Origin of the sequence: Epilithonimonas arachidiradicis (assembly GCF_003610695.1) — a bacterium.
Classification (GTDB): domain Bacteria; phylum Bacteroidota; class Bacteroidia; order Flavobacteriales; family Weeksellaceae; genus Epilithonimonas; species Epilithonimonas arachidiradicis.
Map to the genome: position 1 here is coordinate 1 of NZ_RAQH01000013.1, position 17,680 is coordinate 17,680.

Sequence of the window (17,680 nt, forward strand, 5' to 3'; positions counted from 1 at the left end):
TTTTTATTCCAGCAAATATTTTTCAAGTTTTTTTTAATCGTTTTCTTAAACTCTTAAATTTAAACCCTTTCTCTATTCTACCGACCTTCTGCGCTACCAATTCTCTCGTTTTGGTTCTGCAAATGTATGGTGAATATGTAACAACTTGCAAATCGAATTAACAATAAATTTACAATTGTGTAAAACTTGATTAATTAAACAGCTGTGATAGAGGGCTCTAAAGATATTTTAAAGTTATCCACATTATGTTAAATAGATTATCGAATGGTAAAATGTTGTTATGAAAACGGATGTGCAGCAGGGATAGCAGCGGTTATCCTTTTGCTTTTTTGGTGAAATGGATACAAAGCTGTACTTGGGACAACATCTATATAATATAGAGTATGTGGAAACCGATGATCTAAAAAAGCAAAAGATATGAGCGAATAGCCCGGTGACAAAATAGCTTGGGGAATGATTTGGCTTTTGGCAGCCGCCCAAATTTGTTTTAAGAATATCTAAAGGTCTATTAAATGGATGCTTAAGATTTTTTTGGGAAATTAAATCCTGTTTTGGAATTTGACATATCTACTATATATATAGTATGATAATGACAGGCCTAATGTGTCGGCAACAGCATCAAGAATCTCTAATGATCGTCCCAACTTCATCGTGTCCTGAAGAATCTCTGTAAGTAAGGCGTAGGAAACGAGAATGAGAAAGAAATATAAGAATGTTGTTTTGGGAAATCTGAGTCTGAAGAAAAATCCCAAAAGAAAGAAAATAGTAAAATGGATGAGCTTGTCCAAATGCGGAAACATAAAGAAATACTCCTTGTTCTCTACACCCGGACGCAACAGCATATAAGTAAGAAATGCCCAATAAATGGGCAATATAATCTTACTGTATTTTGTTATGATATTATCCAACAACTTCCTGATATTCTTCTGCGGATAATAAAGTTGATAGATCTGCGGAATCTGAAACTTTCAATTTGATGATCCAACCTTTTCCATAAGGATCGGTATTCAGTAATTCCGGTTGGTCTTCCAGATCTGCGTTAACTTCTAAAACTGTACCTGCTACGGGAAGATATAGATCTGAAACAGTTTTAACAGCTTCTACGCTTCCGAATACATCGCCTTCGTTCAGATCTTCGTCAACGGTATCAACATCTACGAAAACAATATCTCCCAATTCTCCCTGGGCATAATCTGTAATTCCGATAGTTGCTGTATCGCCTTCTACTTTAATCCACTCGTGGTCTTTGGTGTACTTTAGTTCTGATGGTGTGTTCATTTTCTTAGATTAGGTTTTGGCAAATTTAATTATATAATTAGGATATAACAATAGAATAAAAATAAATTACAAAAAAAGAGTAAACAAATCTGCTTACTCTTTTTTATGATTAATTACTAGTCCCTCCGAATGTCATCGTGGCAGTGATACCAGCTCTGATTGTGGACAGCGGGAAGGCTGTTGAAATCTTATACTTGGTCATCATCTGATCGTAGAAGAATTTCAGGTTCAGATTCTGTGACATATTATAATCTGCGGATAACTTGAGACTGAAAATCTTCTGTCCTCCCGTCACCTGGGAATCATCTATCAAGATATTGGTAATAGTTGTTTTACTATCTCTCATTGATAAGTCTGCTCTCATATTAAGATCACTCTTGATGTCTCTTCCCTTCCCTTTATAATTAATTCTAATCTTAAGGTCTTTCAGGATATATCCGTAACCTACGACGAATTCGTTTCCTAATTCTTCCGTCAATGTTGTATTAACTAATCCTAACAAGTAAGTTCTATCCCTGTTATAATTGAAACGGAACTGCATATTGTTTCTCATTGTTACATCAAAACCGATAAGCGGAGAGAATGATTCTACATAACCGACTTGTGTAAATGTGTAAGGATTGTATCTGTTACCATTGGAATCATAAGCTGTGCTAGGATCTCTAAGGTCTCTGTCAAAATAATCCACACTTGCCTGAACGCCTGCCATTGTAAATGTTGAAACATAAGAATGCAGAACATCGAACTTAGAGAATTGACTGTTAACAATTGGCAAGTTTCTAAGTCCTGAATAAACCAATTTCCAGTTTGGTAACGGAATACCAGCTTTGGTTGGATTATTCAGTTTTTTCGGCGACTTACCTTCGATTGCCGCTTTGAATGCCGGAATCAAGACGTAAGAATTACTTCTGGAGTAACCTGCCGTGTAACCTTCTACATCTCTAATCCCTTCATACTGCTGAGAAATTGCCAATGCATTATCCTTAATTGCCTGATAAATTGCCGCTCCATCCTTGAAAGCCGTATTGAATGACCATGCTGTGTTGGAGTATGTGATCAATTCTGTCCCGAAAGCATCTCTGTAACCAAGGTAGTTTTCCAAATCCTTAACAACATTATAACCGCCCTGTACATAATTTCTACTATAATTCTGCAATACATTGAAATCTATTCGAAGATCATTTGCCGGCATCATCTGCAGATCTGCCGTGATGGTTCTGTTATTAAGCTCAGAATAAGCGTCACTCATTAATTCAGAATTAGAAACCCAACCGTTTTCAATAACAGTTCTTCTGATATCTGCCTGTGATCCTAATAAGAATCCAATGGTTGGACCGCCTAATGTTTGTCCATAACCGTAGAAGTTTGGCGCAGACAATAGACCTGGTAATACGATACCATTATTCTCATTGTAATTAAAATTAAATTGCTTCAATGAAGTTAATGCATACGATGCAGCCTGAAGTGGTGTCAGCTTATTCTTGAATTTATAATTCTTGAACTTGAATCTGCTATTCTTCTTAGTGAATGCCTGGTTGTAAACATTCGCAAGAGAATCTATCTCCTGACGGCGCTTCTGCATCTTCTCATTGATTTTTCTGAAGTAATTGAACTTCGTCAGGAATTTAGGAATATCAACCGTTGATGTTGCAACAATAGCATTCGTATTCTGAGAGATGTTTCCAAGGTTTTCTATTCTTCCATCAAACTCAATATTTCTTACTCCTGTAGATCTGGCATTCCAGTTATATTGGAACTGATAACTTAATTCTGCTGTGATGAAATCCAGATATGGGAAATATTCAAACGGTAATCTATAGTTCAGCTGAGCTCTGTGGTTATACAATACCGGGCGCCCTGCTCTGAAAGGATTACTGAAAATCGAACGGTTGTTCATAGAACTCACATCCATCTGGTCATTCAAAGTTTTGGTTTCGGAGTTGATTTCTAATTTCAGAGATTTTGTAAAATTAAATCCTAAGCTGTACTGCCAGCCAAAGAAGAAGTTTCTGTTCTTAATGACATCAAAATCTTCACCGGCGTTTCCAGAAAGCAATGCATCCACATTCCTGTATTCTAACTCATTATAATTTCTATCCAAAATAGTTCTGAAAGATAATCTTGTAGGAACCGGGTTGAAATTAAATTCCTTCACCCATCTCAAATATTTATAAGACTTCGCTGTGTCGCTAACCATTTTGTTGAATGGCTTCAAAACATACGGCTTGAAGGTATAGTTGTATTCTAGATAACCATTCAAATATTGTTTATAATTACGTTTTGTATAGACATCACGATAGAAGTCATCGTTGTAAATCGCTGTTACATTCAAGTTTTCTACATCATAGAACTTTGCCTTTTTATCAGGATTCATTCTTTCCTTTCTCATATTCACGACACCAATACTTCTTTGCTGCGTGTATGTGCTAACTACTTTTTTCAGCTCATCCTGATTTGGAGCTTTCGTCAACTCGATGTCATTATCCAAAGGATTATATTTTGGATTAGTCATTGTCTGAGTATAAGAGTAGTTCAAAGGAATCTTCATACCAGATTTTTCCGGTAAGAACTTATCTACATTCACAGTCGTGTTGATACTGAAAGCAGAATTCTCGTCCTGAGATCTTTCTGAAGGTTTTTGATCGATTGCTCCAAATCCTACAGATGCATAAGAAGCATTAGCATTAACCATTGCAAAGTCTCCAAGGTTGAAGTTCAGACTCGCGTTTCCGGCATACCCGCCTTTATTTTCAATTTCAGACAAACGGATCTCATTCACCCAAAGCACGAGCGTTTTTCCTGATCCAGAAGCATCATTATTTCGAACACCAATTGTAATAGTCGTTACATTCCCAATACTCGGACGACCTTTTACATAGATTCTTTTATCACTTTCAGCACCTTCATAATCATATGTGTACCTTTTTGTAAGTTCTGCCAGAGGATCTCCTGCTCTATTCAATTCATCTCTTTTTAATTTTGCGTTGACAAAATTTTCGATTTCGAGATTAACTGTATTCGCATCCGGCCAAATATCCAATGGTGATGTCGCATTACTTGCTGTATAAGTTAGTGATGATTCATACTCATAATAATTATCCGAAACATCGCTACCAAAACGAATAAAGAATTTCGCATCCTTATCCAAATAACTTTGGTTAGCTGTACTTTGGTTAGTTTGATTTTCTGCGTGTACAAACAAAGCTAATTTTTTATAGCGACGCATATCCAGACTTGTATTCTTGAAAACCCCTCTTGATTCACCTTTCAACTGAGTGGTTTTCATATATAATGAAGCCTCGTTCTGTCTCTGTGCACCAGCATTTCCACTCAACACTTGTCGGTCGATTCCCGGAGGCAGTACGTACGGCGGTGTTCCAAGAGCATTTTCTTCTAAGTTTACACTTCCCACATCGAAATTTGAATTCTGATCTGTTGGTCCTGCTGTACCTTCTTGTACATTATCAACAGTTGGACTAAATAATTTATTAGTATATTTTCTCCAATCTGATCTTACCAAATCAAATGATCCAAATCTAAGTGTTGATGTCTGGTCAAAACCTTTCATCAATAGTCTGGCAAATCTGATGTTATTCAGTACCGAAGCATCAGAACCTTCAACGTCTGGATCAAAACTTGCTACCGGGATTCTGTAGAGATACCATTTAACTTTTCCAGCTTGTCCGTTTTCAAACTTAACATCCACTTCTTTTATATCAACCACTTTGCTACCAGGTGTTCCCACCGTCATCGCTGCAGGAGAAAGATCAATCGTATACTGATTGTAATTTTCTGTTTGGTCCAGGTTGTAATCTCTGTTGATATCTTCTGCATCCGGCGTTTGTGTTGCTACCTCCAGAGTATTGGAAGCTGAGTTTCCTTCCGGACCTCTGAAATATTTGTAACGCTCTGTTAAAGATGATGCCAAATCTCCCTGGAATTGATCTGACAAATAGAATACGAAATTATCTGATGCCGGATCCAGTTCATTTGTCACAGGATTTACAAAATCAACTCCGAATTTTTGTTGTTCTTGTGTGCCGTTAAGACCATCATATCCTAAGTCCTGTTGCGCTCTTTCTTCACCTTCTGTGGAAAAAGCATATAGAATAGGCACTTGTTTTGGCTGTATCCCCCATTTGGACTCCGTTGTTGTCGTTGGTGTGCTTGCCGTCGGCATACCATTTTCATATAGCAATCGTCCATCCTTCAATACATCTTCAGAAACGTTACCTAACTGTAATAATAACTTCGGATCATTTCCCAGATTATTTCCATCAGCACGAGGATCCATTAACCAGAATTCTACATAATCTATGTTTGATGTTACAAAGTTGGTTACCGAAATTGGCCTCATTAGACCTGCCCATCTTTGTGCTGTTGTTTCTGTACCTGGGTTAACGTTATAAGGTCCTCTCTCCTGAGGATAATAAGTGATATCAAAGGTGTTCAAAATAGTTTGCTCACCTGCAACATAGTCTCTGTTATTATAGAGTTCCCGCATCTGTACCCTTCTGGATGCGTGGTTAGAAAGTCTTTGTGCATTGATCCCGTTAGGTGCCGCACCGCCAACACCATAAAATCTTGGGTCAATTGTATACCAAGATAATAGTCCTCTTCCGTAGCCACTGGTGATATTGTCACTATCTAGAGATCTAGGGAACAAAGGATCACCAATATTTTTCTCAGGGCGTGACGCCAAACTCCACATTGCAGGCTCTTTCAAAGATATTTTTGATGTTGTTTGTTCAAAATCATCGATGTATGACTGATCATTAATTCCTTTACTTTGACCTGGAATCAGGTACGCTCCTTCAGCCTTGAAGTTAAGATTTGAAGGTGCTTCTGTATTGATAAACGGAATCTTATCTGTTAATCTGGTTAAGAATGGCAGCTCATTATTATACATCATATTGAAGCCAACCATTGTATTGCTCACCGCTTCCTGTCCATAGTTGACTTTTTGCGTTAATGGTCTTTCTGTATAATTAACGGCAGTTGCGCCTACTGTAAGATGCTCATTGAATTTTCGTTCTAAATTAAGTCCCCAGAAACTTTTTCTCTGAGTATTAAAGGTCAGTTGATTTTCTAATGAAATATTAATGGCTTGTCCGGATTGTTTTACAGTTTCATTAATGATATTAACTGTTCCCGACATGTAATCGACTGTATAATCTACACCTTCGACAAGCTGCGTTCCATTAGCCGTTACTTTCACAGACCCTTGCGGCACATTGATTGCCCCCAAAGAAATCCCCTGTCCTTGTGCACCTTTGTATCGGCCTTCGATCGTATATCGCAATGGTATCTGGGAAGGTATTGCTTTTTGCTTGTCATAGATATCATTGAAAACGTAAGGTGTTTTATTAGGAACCGTCAGAATACTTTCCAGGTAACTTCCAAAAGGTTTTACTTTTGTAAATATAATTTTACCATTTTCTGCATCTACAGTAACACCGTTCACGAAGTCAAAAACACCATCACCTTTTGTCCCGTCCGAATTGCTTTGCAAATCACCATTAATATTCAACCTATCCAAGTTAAACAGGCGGAGTAGATTGGTATCAGCCGGTATACCATTGTTATATTGAGCGCCGGGCAGATAATTAACTTTAGCGGAACCCTGATCTCTGTAATAAACATTGAGCAGAAAATCCTGAGGCTGTAACTGACTTGTATTAAGAGAATAAACGTTCTTCATCATCAGTTGCCACATTGGAGAATTTACGTTGGTGTTGGAATTAGACTTCAATAGTTTGGTGACTAATACAGCATTTTCCTCTGAGAATTCACCTACTTTATAAACCTGGCTGGATCCATTAAGCGTGTACGAATAAGAAACTGCCAAAAATTGCTCGTTGTTCAACCTTTGGTTCAATGATATATAACCTAATTGTGTATTGTATTTATATTCAGAGCTGGTCAGTTTCCGTGCTTTCACATTTGTCATAAAATGTTCACCCGACACAAATGGTTCTGGTGTTCCTTGAGCGTTCGGAAAAGATCTTCCTGTCAATGTATTGTTAGCCGCAACTACATCTCTGGAGGTTCCTAATGCAGCGGTTATTTGCCCATATAGATTATTGTTGGGATTATTAGGTGTTACACCTTGACCATCACCCAAGTCACGGATACCCACTATAGGTTTTTGAGATTCTATATTAGCACCACCTTGATCCAGAACCCAAACTTCTAGTCTAGTAATATTAATTCTGGAATTGATTAGCGGATAGTTTTGTAAGGCGCTATCATAGTTGTCACTAAAATAGTGTCCCAAAAAGTAGTGCTGGTTATCTTCATAATCAAAGGCATCAACTTTGAAGGTACTCATCGTTCCTCCACCTTGTGCAACAATGGTTTTGGCTTCACCCTGCTGTTGTGAAAACACCAAAGTTCCTGTTGTCTTACCCAACTGGAATTCTGTTTTGAGACCAAACAAAGATTGAGAACCTCTAATTAAACTCGTAGAAAGCGGCATATTGATATTACCCACCTCTACTCTTTTGATAATTTTGTCCTCAGGATCCTGGCCTTTTTCATTCAAACCTTTGGACTGGAGATCTTTCCAGGAACCTTTTGCCTGCCATACCATATTCATCCGGTTCTCGAAGGCAAATCCACTTTGGGTATCATAATTAGCTTTCAGCTGAAGATTTTCACCAACTTTACCTGTAATTCCTAATTGGATCCTTTGCTGGATGTTAATAGCAAAACTAGTTCTGTTCTGAGGAAGAATCAGTGGATTGTCGATCTTCTGGTAAAGGCCACCCAAATCAAATGACGCAAAACCTTGAGGAATTAATTCGATTTTATTACTCCCAAAAATATTTTCGAACATTTTATTTTTGATTGTAATGGCCGGAATCAAGCCTTTTTTCTTGGCATCGGTCTGATCTTTTCTGCGTCCAAGATCGTTTAAAAGTGATTTTTCTTCGTAATAGGCACGAAGATTGTTTTGCATCACATAGTTTTTATACTCCTCGAATGTCATCGCAATTGGAGCACCGACCACCGAGTTACCGATTTTCGGATAGAGATAATACATTCCCGTTTTGATGTCATAAAATGCATCATAACGTATAGGATCAGCAAGACTAAAATCCTTCCTACCTGTCACCAAAGTGTCAGCCGGTTTGTCTTGTGCAAAAATGTTTGTAAATCCTACAAAAAATAAAAAAAGGAGGGTTAATTTATAAAGGTAAATATTTTTCTTCACTTATATTCTTTTAAGAAATTGATGACAAAATTGTCCTCAATTGTTAAATATTTTTTAAAATCTCTTTCACTAGTTCTTCTACGGAAATTTCCGGATTTTGCTTCAGAATTCTATCCGCAATTTTCTCGCTCATTTTCCTAGAAATCCCTAAAACTTCTAAAGCAGATAACGCTTCATTTTTGTTTTTATTGTCTGCAAAATTAGAAAGTTTTTCTTCCGAATTGCCGAAGCTACCAACTTTGTCACGCAAATCAACAATGATTCTTTCTGCTGTTTTTGCACCAATACCTTTAACCTTTTGTATCAATCCGCTGTTGCCGGAAAGTATCGCGTTAGCAGCCTCTGACAGACTGAGCGAAGATAACAATATTAATGCAGAAACAGGCCCAACACCATTAACACTTATTAACAGGTTAAACATCTCTTTTTCTTCCTTGGTAAAGAAACCAAAAAGCAAGTGCGCATCCTCACGAATAATTTGTTGGATGTAAAGTAGAACGTTTGCTCCTTGTGTCAGTTTTTGGGATGTCTGTAAACTGATACCGACATAATATCCAACTCCGCTAACATCTATCACGGCAAATGTAGGCGTTAACTCCTGAACAACTCCTTTGAGTGAATAAATCATCGAATGAAAAAATTAGGGTTTTGCGAAGATATAAATTAACTTAAAAACAAAAGCCATCTTAACACGTTAAAATGGCTTTTACTTTATATTATAGATAAATAATTCTATTTTTTATCTTTCATCTGTGCATCAAGAACTGCAATTGTTGCAAGATTTACAATTTCATCCACACTTGATCTCATTTGCAGAACGTGAACCGGCTGGTCAAGCCCCATCAGGATTGGCCCGATGGTTTGTGCGGCTTTCATTCCTCTGATGATCTTATATGATAGGTTTGCACTTTCAAGATTTGGGAAAACCAAAACATTGGCCGGATTGGTTCCTAATTTTGAGAAAGGATAATCCGCCAAGTGGTCACTATTTAAGGCAAAGTCTGGTTGGATTTCACCATCTACAATCATTTTCGGATATTTCTCGTGAAGGATTTTCACCGCAGCCGCCACTTTTTTAGAAGTATCTGCTTTGGCAGAAAAATTTTCGAATCCCAGCATCGCCAGCCTTGGTTCAATAGCAAAAGATTTTACGGTAAATTCTGCCATTCTTGCAATCTCAACAAGATCTTCTGCAGAAGGATTTTTATTTATAGAAGTATCTGCGAAGAATAATGGCTTCTTTTCAGTCAGGATCATCATCATTGCGGCAACCTTATTAACACCCGGTTTTTTATCAATGATTTCTAAAATAGGTTTCAAAACCGATGCATAGCTTTTGGAGAAACCAACAATCAAAGCATCCGTATCGCCATGCTCCAGCATTAACGGTCCAAAATAATCACGCTGTCTGACGTATCTTTTCGCTTTATATTCGTTGATGCCTTTTCTGTTGCGTTTGTCCCAAAGGGTTTTGCGGTATTTTTTACGGGTTTCTTTATTTTCGTCATCATTCGGATCGATGATTGGAATGTCTAGTGTGATTCCGTATTCTTCCATTTTTTCTTTGATAAGCCTTTTGCTTCCCAATAAACTTGGATAAGCGATGCCTTCTTCCTGTAGAATCTGCGCTGCTTTCAAAATATTATACTCTTCGCCGTTTCCAAGAGTTACCCTTTTCGGGTTTGCTTTGGCGCGGTTTTGCATCATTCTTACGAGCTTTTCATCTCTTCCCATCCTGTCAAGAAGCTGGTTCTCGTATTCTTCAAAATTATCAATTGATTTACCTGCAATTCCACTTTCCATTGCTGCTTTTGCGACGGCAATAGAAACTTTGGTAATCAACCTGTTATCAAAAGGTTTTGGGATAAAATATTCTTTTCCGAAGCTGATATCTCTCACATTATAAGCCAGCTTTACCATTTCAGGAACGGGTTCCTTTGCAATTTCTGCTAAGGCGTGAACCGCTGCTAATTTCATCGCTTCATTGATTCCTCTTGCCTGAACATCCAAAGCTCCTCTGAATATGTAAGGAAAACCAAGAACATTATTCACCTGATTAGGATAATCACTTCTTCCAGTCGCCATTATCACATCTTCTCTTGTTTCAATTGCCAAATCATAACTGATTTCCGGATCCGGATTGGCCAAGGCAAAAACGATTGGATTGCTCGCCATAGAAAGCAGCATATCAGGCGACATTACGTTTCCTTTTGACAATCCTACAAAAACATCGGATCCTATTACCGCATCTTCCAAAGTTGAAATATCAGTCTGAGCAATGAAGTCTAATTTCTCCGGCGTAAGGTTTTCTCTTTTATGATTGATGACACCTTTGCTGTCACACATCAAAATATTTTTTGGATCAAGACCAAGCGAAATATATAATTTTGCACAAGCGATAGCTGCTGCTCCAGCTCCATTGATCACCATTTTCACTTCTCCGATCTTTTTTCCTGCAATTTCCAAAGCATTAATCAAAGCAGCTGCAGAAATAATCGCCGTTCCGTGCTGGTCATCGTGCATCAATGGAATGTCTAATTCTTCTTTCAATCTTTGCTCGATGTAGAAAGCTTCCGGTGCTTTGATATCTTCCAGATTGATTCCTCCGAAAGTCGGCGCGATGGCTTTTACGGTTTCTATGAATTTGTCAGGATCTTTTTCATTGATTTCAATATCAAAAACATTGATTCCTGCAAAGATTTTAAAAAGTAAACCTTTTCCTTCCATCACCGGCTTAGATGCTTCCGGACCGATGTCTCCTAAGCCTAAAACAGCTGTCCCGTTGGAAATTACAGCTACCAAATTTCCTTTGGATGTATATTCGTAAACGCTTTGCGGATCATCGTGGATGGCCATACAAGGTACAGCAACCCCTGGCGAATAAGCCAAAGACAAATCTCTTTGCGAAGAATGCGGTTTGGAAGGAATTACCTCGATTTTACCCTTCGGTTCCTGACGGTGATAATCTAAAGCTGCTTTATCAAAAGCGTTTTGGTCTCTTGAATTTTTTGACATTGTTGATTTACTTTTGTTGTGCTTCTATATACTATTATAGACTCACGGGTTTTTATTTTTCTTTGCGTAAGGGCGGAGGGCATTGTTGGAGCTCTTTTTTGTTTTTGTTGAAAAGGCACTTCGAGCGCCTCAGGATGATAAAAACAAAAAAAGCGACTGCCCGCAGACCGGCCCGCTTGTTTTGGCGGCTGACTCAGCCCGGCAAAACAAAGGGATACGCCCTAATATTATTGCAAAGTTAAAGCTTTGGAATGATATAGTCACGATGATAATTGACCAGACTTTCTATCGGCTTCTGTACAACTGTCCCGATTCTGAAGTGAAAATCTGACGCCGCTGCCCGCAAGGAATCTTCAAAAAAGTAGGCAATGGATCCAATGAAATTGATCTCACAATCCCGGCACTCTTCGTACGGCATCACCTGAAACTCAAGGAAATTCTTGAGTTCTTTGTAAATGAAATTCTGAAAATACGGATGGTTTTTTCTGTCTACAATGAACCTTGTAAAATCTGCCATATAAGCATTCGCTCTGGGATTGTGATACATATTTTTCAATAACTCATCAATATTCAGCTGATAAATCTCAGTAAATTGCTGATGCAAATCCGGTGGCAGTTTCTTCATAAAATAATGGCGAACGAGCTGCTTTCCTAATGCACTTCCACTGCCTTCGTCCCCGATCAGGAATCCTAAAGACGGTAATTCGGTTTTGACATTTTCGCCATCGAAATAACAGGCATTGGAACCTGTTCCGAGAATGCAGACAATTGCTGGAACACCTCTATAGGCGGCATATGCTGCTGCGAGAAGATCTTCTTTGACGTGAACCTGCGCATTGGTAAAAACCTTTTGTATCTCACGTTCCACGATCAGCTTTTTTTCTGCTGTTCCACAACCGGAGCCATAAAAAAAGATGTTTTCCAGATAATCCTGAAACTTTGTAAGAGCTTGATTTTTTTCTAATTCGGGAGCAATTAATTCTGCTTTTATGATATTAGGGTTGAAACCCACCGTTTCTGTTTTCAGTACTTCTGTACCGTCGTTTTCAAGAATGACCCAGTCACATTTTGTGGATCCTCCGTCAACAATAGCAATCATATAAATATGTATTTAGAATGCTAAAATAATATTTTTTCGGGAAGGTTTTGAATTGATTTTTCACTATTGATCTTTATCTTCTATCAACCAGTCTTCTATCTCGTCCTCCAGATAAGTTGTTTGTAGTTTGATGGCATTGATGAAATCATCCGGGATACTTTCTGTAGTCTCACTGCTTTCAAGATCCCAGAGCTCATCAGACATTGTTTCATACTCAGAATAGATTCTTTTGAATCTGGAACTGCTTTTTTCCAACTCTTCGATCTTTTTTTGCTGAGGCAAAAATTTTCTGTAAGGTCTGTTAGAATTTTTCATTTGATTACTATTTGTGGTTTGGGTGTTTTATGTTTAGCGAAAAAATTTCCCGACCAATTATTATTAGTCAGGTTAACTTTATTCTTAACTTTAATTATTTGCATTATTTTCAATAAGAAAACCTTTGTACAAACAATTTTTCAATCAAATATCATTTTCTTTTACAATAAAATAAATGTAGGAATATTTCTAATACAAAAAAATTATTTAACGATTATTTTAAAACATTTAACAATTCGTATAAATTTGCAAATGAAATGAAACAATTAATTCTACATCAGAAGCAAGTTATATTCTTTATCATTGCAGGCGGACTAAGTGCTGTTATAGAAATCGGCAGCTTTAAACTTTTCAGCGTTTATCTTCCAAAAGTCTTTTTGTGGGAGTATAATCTTTATGGAATTAAATACCCGTTTAGCAATATCCTGTCAACGAGTTGTGGAATTATTACCAATTATTTTTTAAGTATTTGGTTTGTGTTTGAAAGAGGAAAACATTCCAAGAGAAAAGAGTTTGCTTATTTTATCCTTGTTTCTGTGGTTTCTACTTTTATAAGCTTGTTTTTGTTCCAGATATTATATCACTTTGTCTTCAAAGAAGTAATAGATCTGGGAATCTATGTGCTTTCTCCGGAAATGATGAGTAAGATCTCTGCCATACTTCTCGTCTCGATGCTGAATTATTCTATAAAGAAAAAAGTTATTTTTAACGGATAAAAACTTATTTTTGGTCTGATTAATTTTTTATTAGACATTAATGAAAACATTACTGGTGTATGTTTGGCGATTTTGGATGGTGATCCTGGGCACTGTTCTAACATTAATATTTTTTATTCCTGTTTATATTTTATCGATCCGGCAGAAGGATTACAAATTCTGCTATTTTTTTATCCGTCTCTGGGCTATCGGAATGTTCTACGGAATGGGTTTCCGATACAAAATGATTTCTAAAACTGATCAAAAAATCGACCGGTCACAGCCGTATGTTATCATCTCCAACCATACTTCTATAATGGATGTTATGCTGCCCTGCATCCTCTTCCCCAATCATCCGCTCTGTTATGTCGGAAAAAAAGAACTGGAAAAAATCCCAATCTTTGGAACCGTTTACAAAAGAGTGTGTGTGATGGTAGACAGAAATAGCGCAAGAAGCCGTGCCGATGTTTACCGAAGGTGTGCGGAAAGAATGCAGAAAGGTCACAGTGTTGTTATTTTCCCTGAAGGTGGTGTCCCGGATGATACGAGCATTGTTCTGGATCAATTCAAAGATGGTGCTTTTATTTTGGCAACTAAACATCAGTTTCCTATTGCGGTTTTCAGTTTCAAAGGTCTGAAAGAGATGTTCCCTTTTGATAACAAAAAGGGATATCCCGGAGTTGTGAAGGTTTTTTTCAATGATATTTTGACACCGGACTTATCATTAAAAGAGCTTAGGGAAAAAGCTTTTAACGAAATTCAATTCTCCCTCATAGAGAAAATAAAATAATTTATCCAACGAATACTAGTTTTTACTTACATTTGTTTCAATCTTAACTTAAAATTAACATTAAAATTAAATAATGGAAACACAAAAAACCAATTGGGCACAGTTCATTCCTCTTGTAACCGTCTTCTTCTTCTGGGGATTCGTTGCAGCGAGTAACGATATTTTGATTCCCGTTTTCAAAAAAGCATTTGATCTGACACAGGGTCAAAGCCAGCTTGTATCTGTCGCCTTTTATATTGCTTATACAGTAGGTTCTATTATTTATATGTTGATTTCGTTAGCGATCCGTAAGGATTTGGTCAACAAAATTGGTTATAAAAACGGATTAGCTCTGGGACTTGCGATCTCAGCATTAGGAACATTATTGTTTTATCCGGCAGCTAATCTGCACTCATTTCCGCTGATGCTTTCCGGATTATTTATTGTGGCTCTAGGGTTTTCTTTACAACAAACAGTCGCCAATCCATTAGCAATTGCCTTAGGTCCGGTAAAGACCGGTTCTCAACGATTGACATTAGCCGGAGGAATCAACAACCTTGGAACCACAATCGGTCCATTGATTGTAAGTTTTGCTATTTTTGGTTCAGCCGCTTCTGAGAATACCGAAATGAGCATCGAGAGTGTGAAAATCCCTTATCTGGTTTTAGGCGTAGCATTCTTAGCCGTTGCTATTTTGCTTAAATTATCATCACTACCAGAACATCCAGACACCATCGAAGAATCCGTAAAAGATGAAGGCGCCGTAAGAAGTTCAGCTTTGAAATATCCGCAGCTTTTATTGGGAATGCTGGCAATTTTCATATACGTTGGCGTAGAGGTTTCAACAGCAAGTAATCTACCTGCTTATATGGAATCTATCGTGAATTCGGAGACAGGTGTTCTTTACACTTTGAAAGAAATATCTCCTTACATTTCTCTTTATTGGGCAAGTTTGATGATTGGTCGTTGGACAGGAGCTGTTGAAGCTTTTACAGACAATATGAGTTTGCAAAAAGTGTTAAGATTCTTAGCACCCTATTTAGCTTTCGGAGTTTTCCTTTTAGTTAATGCTATTGCGAAACACGATTTGACACCTTTTTATATTTATGGACTAATTATCCTAGTATTAATTGCAGCTGATATGGCAAGTAAAGGAAATCCGGCAAGGATGTTATTGATCTTCTCAGCGTTAGGAATTGTGGCAACAGCAGTTGGTATGTTTACAGACGGCATTGTCAGCATCTACGCTTTCACAAGTGTTGGATTGTTCTGCAGTACACTTTGGCCTTGTATTTTCACCTTAGCGGTAAGCGGGTTAGGAAGACATACCAGCCAGGGAAGCAGCTTCTTGATTATGATGATTATGGGAGGCGGAATTGTCAGCTGGTTGCAAGGTATTGTATCTGAAAGTATCGGTATCCAAAACAGTTATATTGTTGGAGTCTTATGTTTTGCTTATCTTGCGTTCTATGCTTGGAGAGTAAGTGGAATATTAAGAAATCAAGGTATTAATTTTGATAAAAAAATATCCGGTGGACATTAGAAAAAATATTTTTTTTAAAAATAAACTTTGGGCAATCATTTTGGTTGCCCAATTTTTGTTGTTTTATATACTGTCAAAATTCACATTTGCAATCGATTTCTTTTCAGGCGTTTTTGAATGGAAAAAGGATTTGCATATTTTATTATTTTCAGAAATTGATTTTTCTTTTGGAGATTTAATTTACATTCTAAGCGTTGTATTATTGATCTATTTTCTCGTTAGTTTGATCAGAAATAGAAAATCAAAATACCTTAAATACATCCTGGTTTTTATTAACATATATTATTTTATTTACCAATTTTTTTGGGGATTGCTGTATTTCCAACCACCAATTATTGAGAAATTACAATCCAAAACACCTACCGATGCCGAAATCAAAAATCTAACACTGAAATATCTTAATCTCTGTAAAGCAACAAGAGAACAGCTCCCTGAAAATAATAAGGGTATATTGGTAATTAATGATCTTAATCAAATAAAATTGGAGATCCTGAGACAACAGATACATTTACCTTCTGAAATTAACACAAAGAAGCCAGTTAAAGTCTTAGCTGTAAAGCCAAGCCTATTCGATTCTTTTATGAATAAAACAGGAATTCTTGGCTATTACAATCCTTTTACAGCCGAGGCACAATACAATCCCAATATTCCAAGTACACAGCTTCCATTTACATTAGCTCACGAGATGGCACATCAACTCGGATACGCAAGAGAACAGGAAGCCAGCTTTATAGCTTACTTATCGGCTAAAAATTCAAACAATAAAGAATTACGATACAGCTGTCAGCTTTATGTCTTAAAAAGCCTTTTAAGATCTCTCTCTAAGAGTGATATTGCTTTTGCTAAAAATGTTGTTGATCTATATTCGAAAAAAATGAAAAGAGACAGAGAAAATGAACTATTGTTCAATAAAAACAACGAAGGATTTATCAGCGATTTTTTTGGAGTTACCAATGATCTATTTCTCAAATCCAATCAGCAGGACGGAAGTGTTACGTATTCCTACTTTATCAATCTTCTACTTCTGTATGAAACATAAAAAAAGAATCGTACTAGGTACGATTCTAAAAACACAAATGATGAAAAAAAATTTATTGCTCCTGAGTGATTGTCTCAAAAGCACCGTAAAAGTACAACATTTGAATTTACCTTCCAAATATTTTACTAATATTTTTTTAAAAAATTAAAATTAGTCAGTAAAACGTTCATTATTAGCAACTTTTCTTTCACAAAATTGTATAGTTTAAGAAATAAGTTTTTATCCTAATCTTAGTAATTAATCCGTAATTAGACATCATAAATATAAAATTTCTCCACAATAAAATACCTTTGCAAATAATCATAAAATCACAATCATAACTCAATGATTATTAGATACAAAAGCAAAATTATTTGTTAGAATTTTATAGTATAATTTCTGGAATTATTCACTACATATTTTTCATTTAATTAATTTTTGATATAGTTTTGTATCAGAAATTATGACAGTATATATTTATGTTTAAATAATTAATAATTATAACTAATTATCATTAATAAATAAAACACAAAAACACAAGTGATCGAATGAAAGTAGAAGAATTCTGCTTTCATTTTTTTTGCTAAAATTTAAAATAAAAAACCGCAAACTAAAAAGTTTACGGTTTTTTTTGTTGTAGCGAAGACGGGAATTGAACCCGTGACCTCAGGGTTATGAATCCTGCGCTCTAACCATCTGAGCTACCTCGCCATTTTTGTGGTGCAAATATAA

At 36.7% G+C, this 17,680-nt stretch carries 11 protein-coding genes and 1 tRNA gene; 4 read left to right on the forward strand and 8 right to left on the reverse strand.

What is annotated here, in order from left to right; all coding sequences use genetic code 11:
- Window positions 1–539 precede the first annotated feature (539 nt).
- From BXY58_RS16375 to BXY58_RS16405, 7 genes are all read right to left on the reverse strand, one after another.
- Window positions 540–872, reverse strand: coding sequence for a VanZ family protein (locus BXY58_RS16375; RefSeq protein ID WP_120215030.1), 333 nt, complete (start codon window positions 870–872; stop codon window positions 540–542).
- 28 nt (window positions 873–900) lie between these two features.
- On the reverse strand, window positions 901–1,278 hold the full coding sequence (gene gcvH / locus BXY58_RS16380) for a glycine cleavage system protein GcvH (RefSeq protein WP_120214954.1): 378 nt from the start codon (window positions 1,276–1,278) through the stop codon (window positions 901–903).
- A gap of 109 nt (window positions 1,279–1,387) precedes the next feature.
- Window positions 1,388–8,494, reverse strand: a complete 7,107-nt coding sequence (gene sov / locus BXY58_RS16385; protein WP_120214955.1) for a T9SS outer membrane translocon Sov/SprA — start codon at window positions 8,492–8,494, stop codon at window positions 1,388–1,390.
- Window positions 8,495–8,537: 43 nt separating this feature from the next.
- Window positions 8,538–9,122, reverse strand: coding sequence for a Holliday junction branch migration protein RuvA (gene ruvA, locus BXY58_RS16390; RefSeq protein WP_120214956.1), 585 nt, complete (start codon window positions 9,120–9,122; stop codon window positions 8,538–8,540).
- Between the two features lie 104 nt (window positions 9,123–9,226).
- Window positions 9,227–11,509, reverse strand: coding sequence for an NADP-dependent malic enzyme (locus BXY58_RS16395; RefSeq protein WP_120214957.1), 2,283 nt, complete (start codon window positions 11,507–11,509; stop codon window positions 9,227–9,229).
- A gap of 238 nt (window positions 11,510–11,747) precedes the next feature.
- On the reverse strand, window positions 11,748–12,608 hold the full coding sequence (locus BXY58_RS16400; RefSeq protein ID WP_120214958.1) for a BadF/BadG/BcrA/BcrD ATPase family protein: 861 nt from the start codon (window positions 12,606–12,608) through the stop codon (window positions 11,748–11,750).
- A gap of 63 nt (window positions 12,609–12,671) precedes the next feature.
- Window positions 12,672–12,923: a hypothetical protein gene (locus BXY58_RS16405; RefSeq protein WP_120214959.1), complete on the reverse strand. Its 252-nt coding sequence runs from the start codon at window positions 12,921–12,923 to the stop codon at window positions 12,672–12,674.
- A 257-nt stretch (window positions 12,924–13,180) separates the two neighbouring features.
- Between BXY58_RS16405 and BXY58_RS16410 the strand changes: the two genes are divergently transcribed.
- The 4 genes from BXY58_RS16410 (at window position 13,181) to BXY58_RS16425 (ending at window position 16,969) form a co-directional block, all read left to right on the forward strand.
- Window positions 13,181–13,639, forward strand: a complete 459-nt coding sequence (locus tag BXY58_RS16410) for a GtrA family protein (RefSeq protein ID WP_120214960.1) — start codon at window positions 13,181–13,183, stop codon at window positions 13,637–13,639.
- Window positions 13,640–13,679: 40 nt separating this feature from the next.
- Window positions 13,680–14,408 carry a lysophospholipid acyltransferase family protein gene (locus BXY58_RS16415; RefSeq protein WP_120214961.1) on the forward strand — a complete coding sequence of 243 codons (729 nt, stop codon included), beginning with the start codon at window positions 13,680–13,682 and terminating at the stop codon, window positions 14,406–14,408.
- Between the two features lie 73 nt (window positions 14,409–14,481).
- Window positions 14,482–15,930 (forward strand): MFS transporter, encoded by a 1,449-nt coding sequence (locus tag BXY58_RS16420; protein ID WP_120214962.1) that lies wholly within the window; start codon window positions 14,482–14,484, stop codon window positions 15,928–15,930.
- Window positions 15,920–16,969 carry a DUF3810 domain-containing protein gene (locus BXY58_RS16425; RefSeq protein WP_229728466.1) on the forward strand — a complete coding sequence of 350 codons (1,050 nt, stop codon included), beginning with the start codon at window positions 15,920–15,922 and terminating at the stop codon, window positions 16,967–16,969. Before BXY58_RS16420 ends, BXY58_RS16425 begins: the two co-directional genes overlap by 11 nt.
- Window positions 16,970–17,585: 616 nt before the next feature.
- Here the strand turns inward: BXY58_RS16425 and BXY58_RS16430 are convergent.
- Window positions 17,586–17,659, reverse strand: a tRNA-Met gene (locus BXY58_RS16430).
- Window positions 17,660–17,680 lie beyond the last annotated feature (21 nt).